Origin of the sequence: Bradyrhizobium guangdongense, assembly GCF_004114975.1 — a bacterium.
GTDB classification, from domain to species: Bacteria; Pseudomonadota; Alphaproteobacteria; order Rhizobiales; family Xanthobacteraceae; genus Bradyrhizobium; species Bradyrhizobium guangdongense.
The window spans coordinates 1,891,391-1,906,198 of record NZ_CP030051.1 but is presented as its reverse complement, the minus strand read 5'-3'; the positions used below and the strand labels follow the sequence as shown (position 1 = coordinate 1,906,198).

The 14,808-nt window shown below is 65.1% G+C and carries 16 protein-coding genes; 8 read left to right on the top strand and 8 right to left on the bottom strand.

Annotation, left to right across the window (positions count from 1 at the left end):
* Positions 1 to 10: 10 nt before the first annotated feature.
* Positions 11 to 1,330 (top strand): hypothetical protein, encoded by a 1,320-nt coding sequence (locus tag X265_RS09170; RefSeq protein WP_128964523.1) that lies wholly within the window; start codon positions 11 to 13, stop codon positions 1,328 to 1,330.
* Positions 1,331 to 1,343: 13 nt separating this feature from the next.
* Positions 1,344 to 1,880, top strand: a complete 537-nt coding sequence (locus X265_RS09165; RefSeq protein WP_128964522.1) for a hypothetical protein — start codon at positions 1,344 to 1,346, stop codon at positions 1,878 to 1,880.
* Positions 1,881 to 1,941: 61 nt separating this feature from the next.
* On the opposite strand, the gene X265_RS09160 is transcribed toward X265_RS09165, so the two are convergent.
* Positions 1,942 to 3,108, bottom strand: a complete 1,167-nt coding sequence (locus X265_RS09160) for an acyl-CoA dehydrogenase family protein (RefSeq protein WP_092297474.1) — start codon at positions 3,106 to 3,108, stop codon at positions 1,942 to 1,944.
* A gap of 216 nt (positions 3,109 to 3,324) precedes the next feature.
* Here X265_RS09160 and X265_RS09150 point away from each other — a divergent pair, with 216 nt between their 5' ends.
* A complete protein-coding gene (locus X265_RS09150; protein ID WP_164938984.1) occupies positions 3,325 to 4,176 on the top strand; it encodes an HpcH/HpaI aldolase/citrate lyase family protein in 852 nt (283 codons plus the stop codon).
* A 9-nt stretch (positions 4,177 to 4,185) separates the two neighbouring features.
* On the opposite strand, the gene X265_RS09145 is transcribed toward X265_RS09150, so the two are convergent.
* Complete coding sequence (locus X265_RS09145; RefSeq protein WP_164938484.1) at positions 4,186 to 4,596, bottom strand: hypothetical protein; 411 nt, start codon at positions 4,594 to 4,596, stop codon at positions 4,186 to 4,188.
* Positions 4,597 to 4,729: 133 nt separating this feature from the next.
* Positions 4,730 to 5,521, bottom strand: a complete 792-nt coding sequence (locus tag X265_RS09140; protein WP_128964519.1) for a fumarylacetoacetate hydrolase family protein — start codon at positions 5,519 to 5,521, stop codon at positions 4,730 to 4,732.
* A gap of 206 nt (positions 5,522 to 5,727) precedes the next feature.
* On the opposite strand from X265_RS09140, the gene X265_RS09135 reads away from it, so the two are divergent.
* Both X265_RS09135 and X265_RS40360 read left to right on the top strand, forming a co-directional pair.
* Positions 5,728 to 5,946, top strand: a complete 219-nt coding sequence (locus X265_RS09135) for a hypothetical protein (protein ID WP_128964518.1) — start codon at positions 5,728 to 5,730, stop codon at positions 5,944 to 5,946.
* Positions 5,943 to 6,119, top strand: a complete 177-nt coding sequence (locus X265_RS40360; protein ID WP_164938483.1) for a hypothetical protein — start codon at positions 5,943 to 5,945, stop codon at positions 6,117 to 6,119. The genes X265_RS09135 and X265_RS40360 overlap by 4 nt, the downstream gene beginning before the upstream one ends.
* Positions 6,120 to 6,345: 226 nt before the next feature.
* On the opposite strand, the gene X265_RS09130 is transcribed toward X265_RS40360, so the two are convergent.
* The 5 genes from X265_RS09130 to X265_RS09110 all read right to left on the bottom strand — a co-directional run bounded on the left by X265_RS09130 (position 6,346) and on the right by X265_RS09110 (position 10,580).
* On the bottom strand, positions 6,346 to 7,461 hold the full coding sequence (locus X265_RS09130) for a trypsin-like peptidase domain-containing protein (RefSeq protein ID WP_128964517.1): 1,116 nt from the start codon (positions 7,459 to 7,461) through the stop codon (positions 6,346 to 6,348).
* A 151-nt stretch (positions 7,462 to 7,612) separates the two neighbouring features.
* Complete coding sequence (locus X265_RS09125) at positions 7,613 to 7,948, bottom strand: hypothetical protein (protein ID WP_128964516.1); 336 nt, start codon at positions 7,946 to 7,948, stop codon at positions 7,613 to 7,615.
* Positions 7,949 to 8,034: 86 nt separating this feature from the next.
* Positions 8,035 to 8,526 (bottom strand): Hsp20/alpha crystallin family protein, encoded by a 492-nt coding sequence (locus X265_RS09120; RefSeq protein WP_128964515.1) that lies wholly within the window; start codon positions 8,524 to 8,526, stop codon positions 8,035 to 8,037.
* 74 nt (positions 8,527 to 8,600) lie between these two features.
* Entirely contained in the window at positions 8,601 to 9,062 is a 462-nt protein-coding gene (locus X265_RS09115; protein WP_128964514.1) for an Hsp20 family protein, read from the bottom strand.
* A gap of 216 nt (positions 9,063 to 9,278) precedes the next feature.
* Positions 9,279 to 10,580, bottom strand: coding sequence for an MFS transporter (locus X265_RS09110; protein WP_128964513.1), 1,302 nt, complete (start codon positions 10,578 to 10,580; stop codon positions 9,279 to 9,281).
* 369 nt (positions 10,581 to 10,949) lie between these two features.
* Here X265_RS09110 and X265_RS09100 point away from each other — a divergent pair, with 369 nt between their 5' ends.
* From X265_RS09100 to X265_RS09090, 3 genes are all read left to right on the top strand, one after another.
* The gene (locus tag X265_RS09100; protein WP_128964511.1) at positions 10,950 to 12,164 is read left to right on the top strand and encodes an ABC transporter substrate-binding protein; all 1,215 of its coding nucleotides are present in this window, start codon (positions 10,950 to 10,952) and stop codon (positions 12,162 to 12,164) included.
* 8 nt (positions 12,165 to 12,172) lie between these two features.
* A complete protein-coding gene (locus tag X265_RS09095) occupies positions 12,173 to 13,906 on the top strand; it encodes an FAD-dependent oxidoreductase (RefSeq protein ID WP_128964510.1) in 1,734 nt (577 codons plus the stop codon).
* A 98-nt stretch (positions 13,907 to 14,004) separates the two neighbouring features.
* Positions 14,005 to 14,799, top strand: coding sequence for an IclR family transcriptional regulator (locus X265_RS09090; protein WP_128964509.1), 795 nt, complete (start codon positions 14,005 to 14,007; stop codon positions 14,797 to 14,799).
* The last annotated feature ends 9 nt before the right edge of the window (positions 14,800 to 14,808 follow it).

Sequence of the window (14,808 nt, the reverse complement as noted above, 5' to 3'; positions counted from 1 at the left end):
GGACACGGAATTGACTGAGGGGACGCACGCAAACCTTGATGACCTCCTGCAATCCGGCGGCATCCGGCTTGGCCGCGCCCAACGCCAACGCCTCGACTGGCTGACCGGGCAGTATGGCGCGCCGACGCTCGACGACAGCGGCGGTATCAGGCATAACGGCGTGGTTATTCTGAAGGAGCCGCCCAGCGGCGCGGCCGCCGAGCTCTTCTACCGCTCGCTCAATCCCGCCTCTGCCGTCGTCATTGCCTCGAGCGAAAACCCCGGCTTCGACTTCCTCAAATCCAAGCTGACCGAGTTCGGCACCGTCGGCCCCTGCGGGGTGGATGGCCCGCACGAGATGTGGTGGGGCGGCATCGGCTGGTCGAAATTCCACGCCGCCGCTGCTGCCTGCACCCTCCGCCCACGGGTCGTCTCTTGCTACCCGCGCGGCAGCGACGCGGCGGCGGCCTTCGCGCTCCGGCATTCGCTCGAGCGGTTTGGTCTCGCCAGTCACATCGAGCCGATCGACGCCCAGCTCGGCGATCGCCTGCTCTGCTTCGAGAAAGCGGAGTTCATGCTGCGCATGTGGAATAGGTATCGCGAGCCGCTGCTGTTCGTCGAGGCCGGCGCCGTGCTCCGCGAGGCCCCGCTGCTGCCGTGCTTTCTCGGCTGCGACGTCGCGCTCCACAAATGGAACCGCTGGGAGATGTCGGCGCGGACGCTCTATATCGGCCGCACCAGTGCTGCGCAGATGCTGCTGCGGACGTGGCAGCATCTCGCCGCATCCTACCCTGCGATCTGGGAAGGCTATCTGCTCGATCAGGCCTGGAGCCTGACCTCCTCGCAGGTGCCGCTCGACACGGTATGGCTGCCGCGCTCCTATCATGCCCTCGCGGGCGATCTCGGCGCGATGCGCGCCACGGTGCTGCACGGCGAGCAGACCACGACGCTCGATCTCGGGCCCGATCCTGCCTTTGCGGGCCTGGTGCGCACCGCCCGCCGCGCCGGCCGCACCGGCGCGCGCGATGCCTTTCTGGTGATGACGTCGAAAGCCGAAGCGGACAAGGGCATCGCCGTCATCCTGCGCGACATCTCGGCCACCAACGCCGGCGCGGTTGCCGCCACTGTGGAGGCCGTGACCGGCGCCTATGCCGCCGATTGCGGCGGCTACGGCCGCCTCGAGCTGTCGCTCTGCGCCTGGCAGGACGACGTGGGCGCGGCGCGCGAGGCGGCGACTCAGGCCCGCTACCGCATCCTGGAGATCGCGCCGGGACAGCACATCGCCAACGACTTCTTTGCCCACCACGCGGCCGACGATTCCGTCATGACCGCCCGCCATCTCTTCCCCTGAGGACCATCGCGCGATGCTCAAGACCATCATCCTGCTCACCGACACCGTGCAACAGCAGCAGCCGCTGGCCAATCTGCTTCGCGAGCACAATCGCGAACTCGCCTTCTGCTCCGCGCTGCGCGCCCAGGACCTCAGCGCCATCGAACCGGAGATTCTGGGCGAGGCACGTTTGGTGTCCTTTGCCGCCGACGTCGCGGTCCCCGAGAAATTCCTGCTGCAGCTCGGCTACGGCGCCTACAAGTTCTACGCCGCGCCGACGCAATATCCGGGGCTGCCGTCGCCACCGGACGAGAACGATGAGGCCCCGAGCTGCTACTCCGTGATCGCGCAATCGATGATGATCTGGCCGGATTTCAAGAAGGTGGTGGGCCTCGAAACCGTGACGATTCCTGATGGAACGGTTGCCGCCGAGCGCGAGCGGCTGGTGTTCAGCCGCCTCGCCCATTTGTTCTGGCGGATGTCCGACATGATTGCCGGCGGCGCTGAGGAGCTTCCGGGAATCATCGGGGCCAACGACACTCAACGCCCGTCACTCTCAATGATGAACTGAGCTGGCGCGGGGCGTCGTCACGGTCTCCACATGGGCGACGATCCGGCTGGCGCCATCAGATCTAGTAAGACTTCGCCAGCCCCAGCACCTTTTCCGCGATGAAGCTGAGCGCAAGCTGCGGGCTGACCGGCGCGATGCGCGGGATCAGGACTTCGCGCAAATAGCGTTCGACGTGGAATTCCTTGGCATAGCCGAAGCCGCCATGGGTCATCACGGCCTGCTCGCAGGCCGAGAAGCCGGCCTCGCCCGCGAGATATTTCGCGGCATTGGCCGCAGCACCGCAAGGCATGCCCTTGTCGTATTGCCAGGCCGCCGACATCACCATCAGCCAGGCCGCCTCGAGCTCGACCCAGTTCACCGCGAGCGGATGCTGGATGCCTTGATTCTTGCCGATCGGCCGGTTGAACACGGTGCGCGTCTTGGCGTATTCGGTCGCACGCGACAGCGCGAGCTTGCCGAGACCGACGGCTTCGGCCGCGATCAGGATGCGCTCGGGGTTCATGCCCTCGAGGATGTACTGGAAGCCTTTGCCTTCTTCGCCGATGCGGTCCTCCATCGGGATCTCGAAATCCTCGAAGAACAGCTCGTTGGAATCCACGATCTTGCGCCCCATCTTCTCGATCTCGTGGACCTTGATCCTGTTGCGGTCGAAATCGGTGTAGAACAGGCTGAGGCCGTGGGTCGGCGAGCGCACCTCCTCCAGCGGCGTGGTGCGCGCCAGGAGCAGGATCTTGTGCGCGACCTGCGCGGTGGAGATCCAGACCTTCTGGCCGTTGACGATGTAGCGGTCGTTCTTGGCGACCGCGCGGGTCTTGAGCTGGGTGGTATTGAGGCCGGTATTGGGCTCGGTGACGGCGAAGCAGGCCTTCTCACGGCCTTCGACCATCGGCGGCAGCATGCGCCTGCGCTGCTCCTCGGTGCCGAACACGACGACCGGATTGAGTCCGAACACGTTGATGTGCACCGCGGAGGCGCCGGACATGCCGGCACCTGATTCCGCGATGGTCCGCATCATGATCGCAGCTTCGGTGATGCCGAGACCGGAGCCGCCGTACTCCTCCGGCACGCAGATGCCGAGCCAGCCGGCATCGGCCAATGCCTTGTGGAAATCGTGCGGGAAGCCGCCGTCGTGGTCCTTCTTCAGCCAATAGGCATCGGGAAAGCCTTCGCAGATCTTGGCGATGGCGTCGCGAATGGCTTCCTGTTGATCGGTGAGCGCGAAATCCATGTTCTTGTCCCACCCTCCCGAGCATTCCCTGGGTTCGAAGACTGAGTAGATAGACGTGAATTTGTCTGTCAAGTGCGTGTATGATGCAAAGCGTCATGCGGCGCGAAGCAACGGGCGCGCCGTTATTTCGCAGGGAGGAAAGCGCGATGGCAGGGCCTTGTTTCGAGGATTTTTCAAATGCCGCCGCATGGCGATGATGCACGAGAGGCCGGTCTGATGCGCTCCATGCTGTTCGTGCCGGGCGATTCCCCGCGCAAATTCGCGAAGGCGAGCGAAGGCAAGGCCGACGCGCTGATCATCGATCTCGAGGACTCCGTCGTCACCGACAAGAAGCCGGAGGCGCGCAGCCTGACCCTGGAGATGTTGAAGAGCCGCCCGGGCTCGCACCAGCTCTATGTCCGCGTCAACGCGCTCGACACCGGCATGACGCTGACCGATCTCGCCGCGGTAATGCCGGGCCGGCCGGACGGCATCGTGCTGCCGAAATCGCAAGGCGGCGACGACGTGCGAAAGGTCGCGGCCTGGCTCGAAGCGCTCGAGGCGGCATCAGGCATCGCGGTGGGCACAACGCGGATCGTCTGCGTCGCCACCGAAACCGCGAGTTCGATCTTCGGTCTCGGCAGCTACAAGAACTGCTCCCCTCGCCTCGCCGGCCTGATGTGGGGCGCGGAAGATCTCTCGGCCTCACTCGGCGCCACCGAAAAGGCCACCGGCGGCGTATTCCATAGCCCCTATCGGCTGGCGCGCGATCTCTGCTTGATGGCGGCGGCCGCGGCGGAGGTCGCAGCGATCGACACCGTCTATACCGACATCGACAATCTCGCAGGCCTCGAGCAGGAAACGCGCGCGGCGCGGCGCGATGGGTTTTCGGCGAAAGCGCTGATCCACCCCAAGCACGTCGACATCGTCAACGCGGCATTCGAGCCGACCGAGGCCGAGCGCATCTGGGCGGAGAAGGTGATCGCGGCGTTCGCGAGTAGTCCGAACTCCGGCACGCTGCGGCTCGACGGCCAGATGATCGACAAGCCACACCTTCGTGCCGCGCAGAAGATCCTCGGCCTGAGCTAGGGCCTCGCTCTACTCGAATCCCTGAACGGGCGGCATCGTGGTCTCCGCGGGCGCAGCTTGAGCCGGCTGCGCCGCGGGGGCGGCCTGCACCGGCGGATTGCTTGCAGCTCTCATCTGACCGTTGGCTTCCATCGCCTGGCGCGTGCGCGGCGGAGCGCTGGCCGCGGCAACGGGGGACGCCTCGCGACGCGAGGGCTGCCGATGTCTTGCCGACCGCGACGAGCCTCTCAAGCCCCATGATCTCGCGATGGAAGGTCCGGCGGTATAGCCGATCACCGCGCCCGCGACGGCACCGACCGGACCGAGCACGACAGCACCGGACACGGCGCCCAACGCCGCAGAACCGGCGCGCTCTTGCGCAATTGCGCTTGCCGGCACGCCAGCCAGCAGCAGGATGGCAATGATCAGAGCCCTGTTCATCGAAGCGTCTCCCTCATGGGAGATCACTCTTATTCAAATATGGCCACAGCGGGTTTGTTTATGGCCCAAGACGGGGCAATCGCCGATGGAACCCGAGCCTGCGCTCCCGGTTCCCGGCGGCGGCCCGCGCGCGCTAGACGATCTTGATCGACATGTCAGGCAGGCCTTCGAGCTTGCACAGCAGCACGTCGCCCTTCACCACCGGGCCGACATTCTCCGGCGTGCCGGAATAGATGATGTCGCCGGCCTTGAGCTCGAACGCTTCCGACAGCTTTGCGATCTGCTCGGCGACGCTCCAGATCATCTTGCTGAGGTCCGAGTTCTGCCGCACCGTGCCGTTCACGGCGAGCGAGATCGCGCCCTTCTCGAAATGGCCGGTCTTGGTCGCGGGATGGATCGGGCCGAGCACCGCGGCGTGATCGAAGCTCTTGCCGATCTCCCACGGCTTCTTCTCCGCGGCCATGCCGTTCTGGAGATCGCGCCGGGTCATGTCGAGGCCCAGCGCGTAGCCATAGACATGGTCGAGCGCCTTGTCGGCCGGGATGTTGGTGCCGCCTGACTTCAGCGCGGCGACCAGCTCGACCTCGTGATGATAGTTCTTGGTCAGCGACGGATAGGGATGATCGGCGACCTCCCCGATCGCCACGTTCTGGATCGCGTCGGTCGGCTTCTGGAAGAAGAACGGGGGCTCGCGGTTCGGATCCGAGCCGCGCTCGATCGCGTGCGCGGCATAGTTGCGGCCGATGCAGTAGATGCGGCGGACCTGAAACACCTGGCTCTCGCCGACGATCGGGATCGTCACCATGGGCACCGGAAAGATCGGCTTGGGTGCGGCCTGTGCTGCGGCCGGCGTTGCTTCGGCGATACCCGCCGCGGTCATCGCGGCTGCGGCGGTCAGCACGCTACGGCGGCTGGTTCTTGTCATGGCGTCACTCCCTGCATTTCGCCGATCGTTGTCGGCGACAGTCATAGAGCCAATCGAGGGCCGCGCCAATGCTCGCACACGGCACCATGGCACGCGCGCTAACCTCTTGACACGCAATTCCGGCCGCCTATTTTTTTCGCCGAGAAAGCTCGCTTTCTCGCTCTCAAAAATCAAGGAATCAAACGCGACCGTCTGGAGAGACGACGATGCTCGATGAGAATCTGGCCCGCATTCGTGCGCACCGCAACAACATCCACCGCTACCGGCGGCTGCTCAAGACCAGGCTGTCGGAGCTGGAGCGTCATTTCATCGAGAGACGGCTTGCAGAGGAGCGGTCGGCGCTCGAGGGCTTGACCGCGACGACCTTCCCCGTGGCTTTCGCTGCGACCCATGCGCCGATCGATGTGCGGGGAGCGGTGCAATGATCCGTCAGCGAGAACTGCTCATCCGCGGCAGCGAGAAAGTCATCGGCCATTACAAGCTTCTGCTTGCAAGCGCGAAAAGCGAGCACGAGCGCGAGCTCTTCCGGCAACGCATCGAACGCGAGCACCGGTTGATCCGGGACCTGCAGGACGGGCTGGATCACCGCGCGGCCTGAGCGGCTGATGAAATAGGGCTCGGCCCGGGTTCACCTCTCCCCGGAGGGGAGAGGTCGGATTGCTCCCCGGCGATGCAAAGCATCGTCCAGAGCAATCCGGGTGAGGGGCCGCAGCAATCACTGAGACTGTAACCCCTCACCCGGATCGCATCTTACGATGCGATCCGACCTCTCCCTTCGGGAGAGGTGCCTCGGGGCGCCGATCGAACTTGATCTCATCGCGCTTTTAGCGGACGAGGCGACCGGGGCCTGCGAGCGCACTGCTCGATTCCGTCGCAGGCGCCACCCTGACGACAACCGCGAACGGCACACCGTTGCGCAGCCCGGCGAGCTTCACATCCTCGCCGATGCGCGCGAGGCCGATCGTATTGCGGAGCTGGGCGGCGGTGCGGATCGGACGATCATCCGCTCTGGTGATGATATCGCCTTTCCGCAAGCCCGCTTTGTCGGCGGGCGAATCCGCCGCGATCTCGGCGATGACGGCGCCTTCGGTCAGCCCTCTGTTGACCGATGGATGTGGCTCCCTCAGCGAGACGCCGATACGGCCGCGCTCCACCCGGCCATTGGCAATGATCTGCTCCATCACCTTGCGCGCCATGTTGACGGGAATCGCAAAGCCGATGCCGACATTGCCGCCGGCGGGCGAGATGATCGCGGAGTTGATGCCGACGAGTTCGCCGCGCAGGCTGACCAGCGCACCGCCGGAATTGCCGGGATTGATCGCGGCATCGGTCTGGATGAAATCCTCATAACCCTGCTTGCCGAGCCCGGTCCGGCCGAGCGCGCTGACGAGACCGGACGTGACCGTCTGACCGAGGCCGAAGGGATTGCCGATCGCGAGCACGAAGTCGCCGACCTCCAGCGCGTCGCTGTCGCCGAAGGCGAGCGCCTTGAGCCCGGCCGGGCTCTGGAGCTGGAGCACCGCGATATCAGTGGGCGGATCGCGCCCGATGACCCTCGCGGAAAACTGCCTGCCGTCCTTGGTCGTGACCTGCACGGCGGAGGTGCCTTCGACCACGTGATTGTTGGTCAGCACGTAGCCGCGCTGGGCATCGACAATCACGCCGGAGCCAGTCGCGCTGACCTCCTTCTCGATCTGGCGGGGTACGTCGAAGAATTCGCGAAACACCGGGTCGCGATAGAGCGGATTGTCCTCGCGCACCCGGCCGTGGACCGAGATGTTGACGACGGCCGGCGTCACCTGACGCACCAGCGGCGCCAAGGTCGGCACCGAGCCGCCGGTCTTGAAATCGGGGATTTGGCCGGCGGCAGGCTGCGACGCCGTGAGCGTCAGCACCAGCATCGCCAGCAAGAACGGACGCACAGCACGCATCGTCATCACCTGCCACCTTGCCTCGGATCGAATGGAAGACTTTGGCCTCAGCTCTCGCCACGTGGCGTGGCGACAAGGCCCTGCAGAGCCAGAAACGGAACAGCCCAGGCCGCCGAGACCTGGCCGAGCAGCACGAGTCCGAGAACGGTCTGCGTGAGCATCATGCACTTCGCCCCTCTACGGCGGCCCATGGCCGCCGCAGCCGCATCGGGACGCCGCCGCCGCGCGGCGGGTCGTCATTGTCGTTGTCCCCGTCGAGCTTGCGCAAGGCAGCCAGGATCTCGACGAGCCGGACCGTATGGCTCATGCCGGGAATCTCGCGCAGGCCAGGACAGGATTCCACCGCATACATGTCGGACGCCCAGGACGACAGGATGATGCGCTTCTCCGGCGTCGAGAGCTCCTGCGCATTCAGGACCTCGGCAGGCGAGTCGTAATGGGCGGCGGGATGAAACAGCGGATTGAGAGTGCCGGCATTGGCATTCACGTTGGTCATTGGCAGTGCCTCCCTCATGCTCCTTTCAAAGGGACGGGTTTGTTGACCAGGACGGCGGCGCCAGTCGCCGCCGCCCGGGTTTCACGTTAATGCGTGTTGATCGCGATGCGCTTGACGCCCTCGCGCGCCTTCTCGGATTTCGGCAGCGACACGGTCAGGACGCCATCCTTGAACGACGCCTCGGCCTTGTCCTCATCGACACCCTCCAGCGGGATCTGCCGCTCGAAGGCGCCGTAGTAGCGCTCGGTGAAGTACCGGCCTTCGCCGTTGCGCTCCGCCTTCTTCTCGCCGCGCACGGTCAGGACGCCGTTGGCAATCTCGACCTGGACGTCCTTCTCGTTGAGGCCGGGAAGCTCGGCCGAGACGGTCACCGTCTTGTCGGTCTCGCCGAGTTCGACCTTCGGCCAGCCGAAGCGGCCTTCCATCAGCGGCGACAGGCCGGTGCCGCCGAATCCGCGAAAGACGTCGTCGAACAGACGGTTCATTTCGCGATGCAGCGTCAGGAAGGGATCGAAATTGTCGCGCGCAGGCGCAAGCTCCTGTTTTCCAGACCAGGGAATGAGGTCACGAAAAGCCATGGTTCTCTCCTTGATGCATCGGGGAACGCGGCGCGCTTCGCACGCCGCGTTCCGCCACTGGACCGATTGAGCGCTCAGGCTGCTTTCTTCTGCTCGATCTGCGATGCCGCAGGAGTGCCACCCGCGATCGGAATCCGTCGCGGCTTCATGGCTTCCGGAACCTCGCGGACGAGGTCGATGATCAGCAGACCATCCTGGAAGGAAGCCTGCTTGACCTGGACATAGTCGGCGAGGTTGAACACGCGCCGGAACGGGCGCGCGGCGATGCCCTGGTACAGGTATTCGCGCGCAGCAGTCTCGGGCTTCCGGCCCTCGATGGTGAGCGCGTTCTGCTCGGCCGTCACCGTGATGTCGCTGGCGCCGAAACCCGCCACGGCAAGGCTGATCCGGTAGTGATCTTCGCCGGAACGTTCGATGTTGTAGGGGGGATAGTTGTCCTCGGTCGCCTGGCGCAGCGTGCTGTCGACGAGGTCGGCCAGGTGGTCGAAGCCGATGGTGGAACGCCACAGGGGCGCAAAGTCGAAACTGGTCCTCATAACCAAGTCCTCCTGAGAGCAAGATGGATACGAAGGAGCGCAGGAACAGGGTATCAGACAGGGTCCGAAGACCGGCCCGGCGCCCGCGCCGGACCCGATCTGGCGCCCGGCACACCGCTCTCGCGGCGAAAAACGACTTAGAAAAACCGCCGGCGATTTCAAGGGACCCCTCCAAAAAAATTTTGGGGCCGCGGAGGGGCGACGGAGCAATGGTTTTCAGGATCTTAATCCCTCGCGGGCGGTCTCCGGCGCCAGCAAAGTCGCGACGATGGTGACGATCGAGAGCGCGACGATGTAGAGCGACACCGGCCAGTAGGTGCCGGCCCAGGCCAGCAGCGCGGCCGCGATCAGCGGGGAGAAGCCGCCGCTCAAGGCGGCTGCGACATTTGCGCCGAGCGAGGCGCCGCTGTAGCGCACCTGGGTGCGGAACAGCTCCGGCATGAACGCGGCCTTGGGCCCGAACAGCAGCGCATGCGTCAGCGTCATGGTGACGACCAGCGCCAGCGTGATCAGCACCGGCTCCCTGGTGTCGAGGAACCAGAACAGCGGAAACGCCAGCGCCACCGAGAACACGCCGCCGGCGAGATAGAGCGCCTTGCGGCCGAAGATGTCGGAGAGCCAGCCGGCCAGCGGCAGCGTCGCGAACTCGACGAGCGCGGCATAGACCACCGCATTCAGGCTCACCTGGCGCGGCAGGCCGAGTTTCGTCGTGGCATAGACCACGGTGAAGACGGTGAGGAGATAAGCGAGCCCGACTTCCGACACCGTGATGCCGATCGCGAGCAGAAAGCTGCGCCAGTCGCGCCGCAGAACGTCCCAGACCGGCTGCGCCAAGACTTCCTTGCGCTCGACCACGGCCTTGAAGTGCGGCGTCTCGGCGAGCCTCATGCGCACGATGAAACCGACGCCGACCAGCAGAATGCTGATCCAGAACGGCACGCGCCAACCCCAGCTGAGGAAGTCGGCCTCGGGCAGTTGCGTCATCAGTCCGAAGATGCCGGTGGAAGCCGCGACGCCGACGGGAAAGCCAATCTGCACCAGGCTGCCGTAGAAGCCGCGCCTCGAGCCCGTATGCTCGACCACCATGACCACTGCGCCGCTCCATTCGCCGCCAAGGCCGATGCCCTGCACGAAGCGCAGGATCACCAGCAGGATCGGCGCCCACACGCCGATCTGGCTGTAGGTCGGCAGGCAGCCGATCAGGAAAGTGCCGAGCCCCATCGCGATCATGGTCGCGACCAGCATGGTCTTGCGGCCGAGCCGGTCGCCATAATGCCCGATGATCGCGCCGCCGATCGGCCGCGCGACGAAGCCGACCGCATAGGTCGAGAACGCCGCCAGCGTGCCGACAAAGGGATCGAAGCTCGGGAAGAACAGCTTGTTGAGCACGAGTGCGGCCGCGGTGCCGTAGATCAGGAAGTCGTACCACTCGATCGCAGTGCCGAGCGCGCTCGCCCACACCACATGCGCCGTCGTCGACCTCTCCGCCGCAGCGGAGACCCCCGTTGCTGCCGCCATGTCATCCGCCCCTTATTCCAGGGGGCATCATGGCCAATCGCAATAAAGGTTGCAACTTGCGAGAGTGTTGCATGCCGCCGAGATCACCGTGCGAGATTTTCCCGTCGCTTCTCTCACAACGCCCGTCATTGCCAGGAGCTCTTGCGACGAAGCAATCCAGGATGTCTCCGCGAAAACAGTCTGGGTTGCATCGCTTCGCTCGCAATGACGGCTGTTGAGACAACAGTGCACCCCTCTCCGCAAGTCCTCGCGGCAGCCATGGAAGCCCAGCTAGCCGCTCTTCGTCATTGACAAACTAATTTGCTATTATCTAACTTAGCCTCAGAACAACCGGCCGCATCCAAGCGGCCCAAAGAAGAGGGAACGACGATGAGAGGGCTTTTGGCCTGCGCCATGCTCGCGGCCATGACTTCAGCTGCCGTGACCACGGCCGCCACCGCGCAAGTCTCCGACGACGTGGTGCGGATCGGCGTGCTGACGGATCTGTCGAGCTGGGGTCGCGACAATTCCGGGCCGGGCTCTGTCGAGGCCGCCAAGATGGCGGTGGAAGAGTTCGGGCCGACCGTGCTCGGCAAGCCGATCGAGATCATCAGCGCCGACCATCAGATGAAGACCGACGTCGGTGTCAATATCGTGCGCGGCTGGTTCGACAACGGCAAGGTCGACGCCGTCGTCGACATCCCCAATTCCGGCATTGCGATCGCCGTGCACAACATGGTGCGCGAGCGCAACAAGATCGCCCTGCTCTCCGGCCCCGGCGCCAGCTCGCTGACCGACGAGCTGTGCAGCCCGAACACCGTGCACTTCACCTACGACACCTACGCGCTGTCGAAGGTGACGGCCTCGGCCGTAATCAAGGAAGGCGGCAAGTCCTGGTACTTCATCACGGCGGACTATGCCTTCGGCCAGCAACTCGAGAAGGACGCCACGCGCTTCATCAACGAGATGGGCGGCAAGGTGCTCGGCGGCGTCAAGCATCCGACCAACACTGCCGACTTCTCCTCTTTCGCGCTGCAGGCGCAGAGCTCGAAAGCCGACGTCGTCGCCTTCGCCAATGCCGGCCAGGACACCGACAACGCCATCAAGCAGTCCGGCGAGTTCGGCCTGGTCCAGGGCGGCCAGAAGCTCGTCGGCCTCCTGATGTTCGATACTGACGTGCACGCCATCGGCCTGAAGGCCGCGCAGGGCACCTACATGACCACGGCCTCCTACTGGAACATGGACGAGGCAACCCGTGCCTGGTCGAAGAAATTCTTCGCACGCACCAACGTGATGCCGACCATGATCCACACCGGTGTCTACGGCTCGGTGCTGCATTATCTCAAGGCCATCAAGGCCGCCGGCACCGACGATCCGGCCAAGGTGATGGCGAAGATGCGCGAGCTGCCGATCGAGGATACGTTCGTCCATGGCGGCAAGTTGCGCGAGGACGGCCGCGTCATCCGCGACATGTACCTGGCCAAGGTCAAGACGCCCGAGCAGTCCAAGGAGCCCTGGGACTATCTGGAGATCATCAAGACGGTGAAAGGCGAGGACGCCTTCCGCCCGGTCTCCGAATCCAAATGCCCACTCCTGAAGAAGTGAGGTGAGACATGACCGGCAGCGAGCAGAGCGCAATTGAAACTTACGAATGCGACGTGCTCGTCGCCGGATCTGGCTGCTCCGGCATGTCGGCCGCGATCACTGCGAGATATCGCGGCCTCGACGTGCTTGTTGTCGAGAAGGAACCGCGGTTCGGCGGCACCACCGCCCGTTCCGGCGGCTGGCTGTGGATTCCCGGCACCTCGCTGGCGAAGGCCTATGGCATCCAGGAAACACCGGAGCAGGCCCGCACCTATCTGCGGCACGAGGCCGGCAACAATTTCGACGCCGCGCGCGTCGATGCGTTTCTGTCCGCAGGCCCCGAAGCGGTCGACTTCTTCAACACCAAGACCGCGCTCCGCTTCGACATGCCGCTGGTGTTTCCGGATTACCATGCCGAAGCGCCCGGCGGCGCGCAGGGCGGCCGCTCCATGGTGACGCGCCCGTTCGACGGTCGCGAGCTCGGCGATCAGATCAAGGTGCTCGGCATGCCGCTGCCCGAGCTCACCGTGTTCGGCATGATGCTGGGCTCCGGCAAGGAGATCATCCACTTCATGCGCGTGACGAAGTCGTTGACGTCGGCGGTGTACGTCGCCAAGCGCTTGTCGCGGCATTTGATGGACGTGCTTCGCTACGGCCGCGGCATGACGCTCACCAACGGCAATGCCCTCGCCGGTCGCCTCGCCAAGTCCGCCCAGGATCTGAAGATCCCGATGTGGCTGTCCTCGCCGGTGCGCGAGCTCACGGTGGAGAACGGCGCGGTCACCGGCGCGATCGTCTCGCGCGAGGGGCGCGACGTCCGTGTCCGGGCACGGCAAGGCGTCGTGCTCGCCTGCGGCGGCTTCCCGCATGATGTCGAACGGCGCAAGAAGATGTTCCCGCACGCGCCGACCGGCCAGGAGCATTATTCGCCTGGGCCGACCGGCAATACCGGCGACGGCTTGCGCCTCGCCGAGAACGCGGGCGGACATGTCGAGGATCGGCTGCCGAACGCAGCAGCTTGGGTGCCGGTCTCGCTGACCACGCGCAAGGACGGCTCGAAGGGCGTGATGCCGCATTTCATCGACCGCGCCAAACCGGGCGTGATCGCTGTGATGCGCGACGGCAAGCGTTTTGCGAACGAAGGCAATTCCTATCACGACTTCGTCCAAGCCATGATCAAAGCGGCCAAGCCGGGCGAGGAGATCGCGGCCTACCTCGTTTGCGATCACAAGACGCTCCGGAAATACGGTCTCGGCTGCGTGCCGCCCTTCCCGATGCCGCTGGGTCATCACCTCAATACCGGTTATCTCATGCGCGGCGACACGCTGGAGGCCCTGGCGGCAAAGGCCGGCATCGACGCGAAAGCGTTCACCGAAACCGTCAGGCAATTCAATGCGACCGCACCGCTGGGCCAAGACGCGGCCTTCGGCAAGGGCTCCAAAGCCTATAATCGCTATCAAGGCGACGCGCTGCACGGCCCCAACCCCTGCGTTGCGCCGATCGAGCGTGGTCCATTCTACGCCATCAAGATGATGATCGGCGATCTCGGCACCTATGCCGGCATCGTCACCGACGAGAACGCCCGGGCGCTCGACGCCGAGGGCCGGGTGATTCCCGGGCTCTATGCCGCCGGTAACGACATGGCGAGCATCATGGGCGGCAATTATCCGGGCGCCGGTATCACGCTTGGGCCGGCGCTGACCTTCGGCTACATTGCCGGCCGTCATCTCGCCGACAGCGCCGCCAAGCGCGACGCGGCGTAAAGCATGATCCGGACCCGAAGGGCCGCGTTAGCGCAAAGTGTGCAGCGGTTTTCCGAAAAGAGCATGCTCAAACGAGAACTCAGGCGCATCGGAGGCGCATGAAGCGAGAAAGCCGCGGCATTCAGTCGATCGAGGTCGGCGGAGAATTGCTCCGCGCGCTCGCCAGATGCGGCGAGCCGATGATGCTGCGCGATCTCGCCCGCGAGGCCGGCATGACGCCGGCCAAGGCCCATCCTTATCTCGCCAGCTTCTCCCGCATCGGCCTGATCGAGCAAGACGAGACCACCGGCCGCTACGAAATCGGCGCGCTGGCGCTCGAGCTCGGCCTGATCAGCCTGCGTCGTCTCTCGGGCGTCCGCATCGCGCGGCCGAAGATCGCCGCGCTCGCGAGCCAGATCGGGCATGCGGTCTCGCTTGCGGTGTGGGGCACGCATGGCCCGACCGTGGTGCAGATCGAAGAGCCGGCCCAGCCTGTCCACATCGTGATGCGACCGGGCTCGGTGATGGCGTTGCTGGAGACCGCGACGGGACGCGCCTTCGCGGCGTTCCTGCCGGAGCAGACCATCAGTGCCGCGCTCGAGAGCGGGCTCGATCGCCAGGGCGTCGGCTACAATCCGAAGCGCGCGGTGAAAGGCGCCAAGGTCGCCGAGATGCTCACCGAGGTCCGCAAGCATGGCCTCGCCCGCGCCCTCGGCGATCCCCTGCCCGGCGTCAACGCATTCTCCGCCCCCGTGTTCGACCATTCCGGCCATGTCGCGCTGGTCATCACCGCGATGGGACCGGAAGGCACTTTCGACGCGCACTGGGACAGCCCGATCGCTCATGCCTTGCGGGAATGTGCGGGCGGCATTTCGAAGCGGCTGGGTTACGGGATGACGGCGGCGGCGGAGTGAGGGGCCAAC

What these genes read in the sequence shown, in the direction of transcription:
- X265_RS09120 (WP_128964515.1), bottom strand. Translation starts at nt 8,526, where the DNA reads ATGGCTTTTCGTGACCTCATTCCCTGGTCTGGAAAACAGGAGCTTGCG.
- X265_RS09160 (WP_092297474.1), bottom strand. Translation starts at nt 3,108, where the DNA reads ATGGATTTCGCGCTCACCGATCAACAGGAAGCCATTCGCGACGCCATC.
- X265_RS09165 (WP_128964522.1), top strand. Translation starts at nt 1,344, where the DNA reads ATGCTCAAGACCATCATCCTGCTCACCGACACCGTGCAACAGCAGCAG.
- X265_RS09100 (WP_128964511.1), top strand. Translation starts at nt 10,950, where the DNA reads ATGAGAGGGCTTTTGGCCTGCGCCATGCTCGCGGCCATGACTTCAGCT.
- X265_RS09150 (WP_164938984.1), top strand. Translation starts at nt 3,325, where the DNA reads ATGCGCTCCATGCTGTTCGTGCCGGGCGATTCCCCGCGCAAATTCGCG.
- X265_RS09115 (WP_128964514.1), bottom strand. Translation starts at nt 9,062, where the DNA reads ATGAGGACCAGTTTCGACTTTGCGCCCCTGTGGCGTTCCACCATCGGC.
- X265_RS40360 (WP_164938483.1), top strand. Translation starts at nt 5,943, where the DNA reads ATGATCCGTCAGCGAGAACTGCTCATCCGCGGCAGCGAGAAAGTCATC.
- X265_RS09145 (WP_164938484.1), bottom strand. Translation starts at nt 4,596, where the DNA reads ATGAACAGGGCTCTGATCATTGCCATCCTGCTGCTGGCTGGCGTGCCG.
- X265_RS09140 (WP_128964519.1), bottom strand. Translation starts at nt 5,521, where the DNA reads ATGACAAGAACCAGCCGCCGTAGCGTGCTGACCGCCGCAGCCGCGATG.
- X265_RS09090 (WP_128964509.1), top strand. Translation starts at nt 14,005, where the DNA reads ATGAAGCGAGAAAGCCGCGGCATTCAGTCGATCGAGGTCGGCGGAGAA.
- X265_RS09110 (WP_128964513.1), bottom strand. Translation starts at nt 10,580, where the DNA reads ATGGCGGCAGCAACGGGGGTCTCCGCTGCGGCGGAGAGGTCGACGACG.
- X265_RS09095 (WP_128964510.1), top strand. Translation starts at nt 12,173, where the DNA reads ATGACCGGCAGCGAGCAGAGCGCAATTGAAACTTACGAATGCGACGTG.
- X265_RS09135 (WP_128964518.1), top strand. Translation starts at nt 5,728, where the DNA reads ATGCTCGATGAGAATCTGGCCCGCATTCGTGCGCACCGCAACAACATC.
- X265_RS09125 (WP_128964516.1), bottom strand. Translation starts at nt 7,948, where the DNA reads ATGACCAACGTGAATGCCAATGCCGGCACTCTCAATCCGCTGTTTCAT.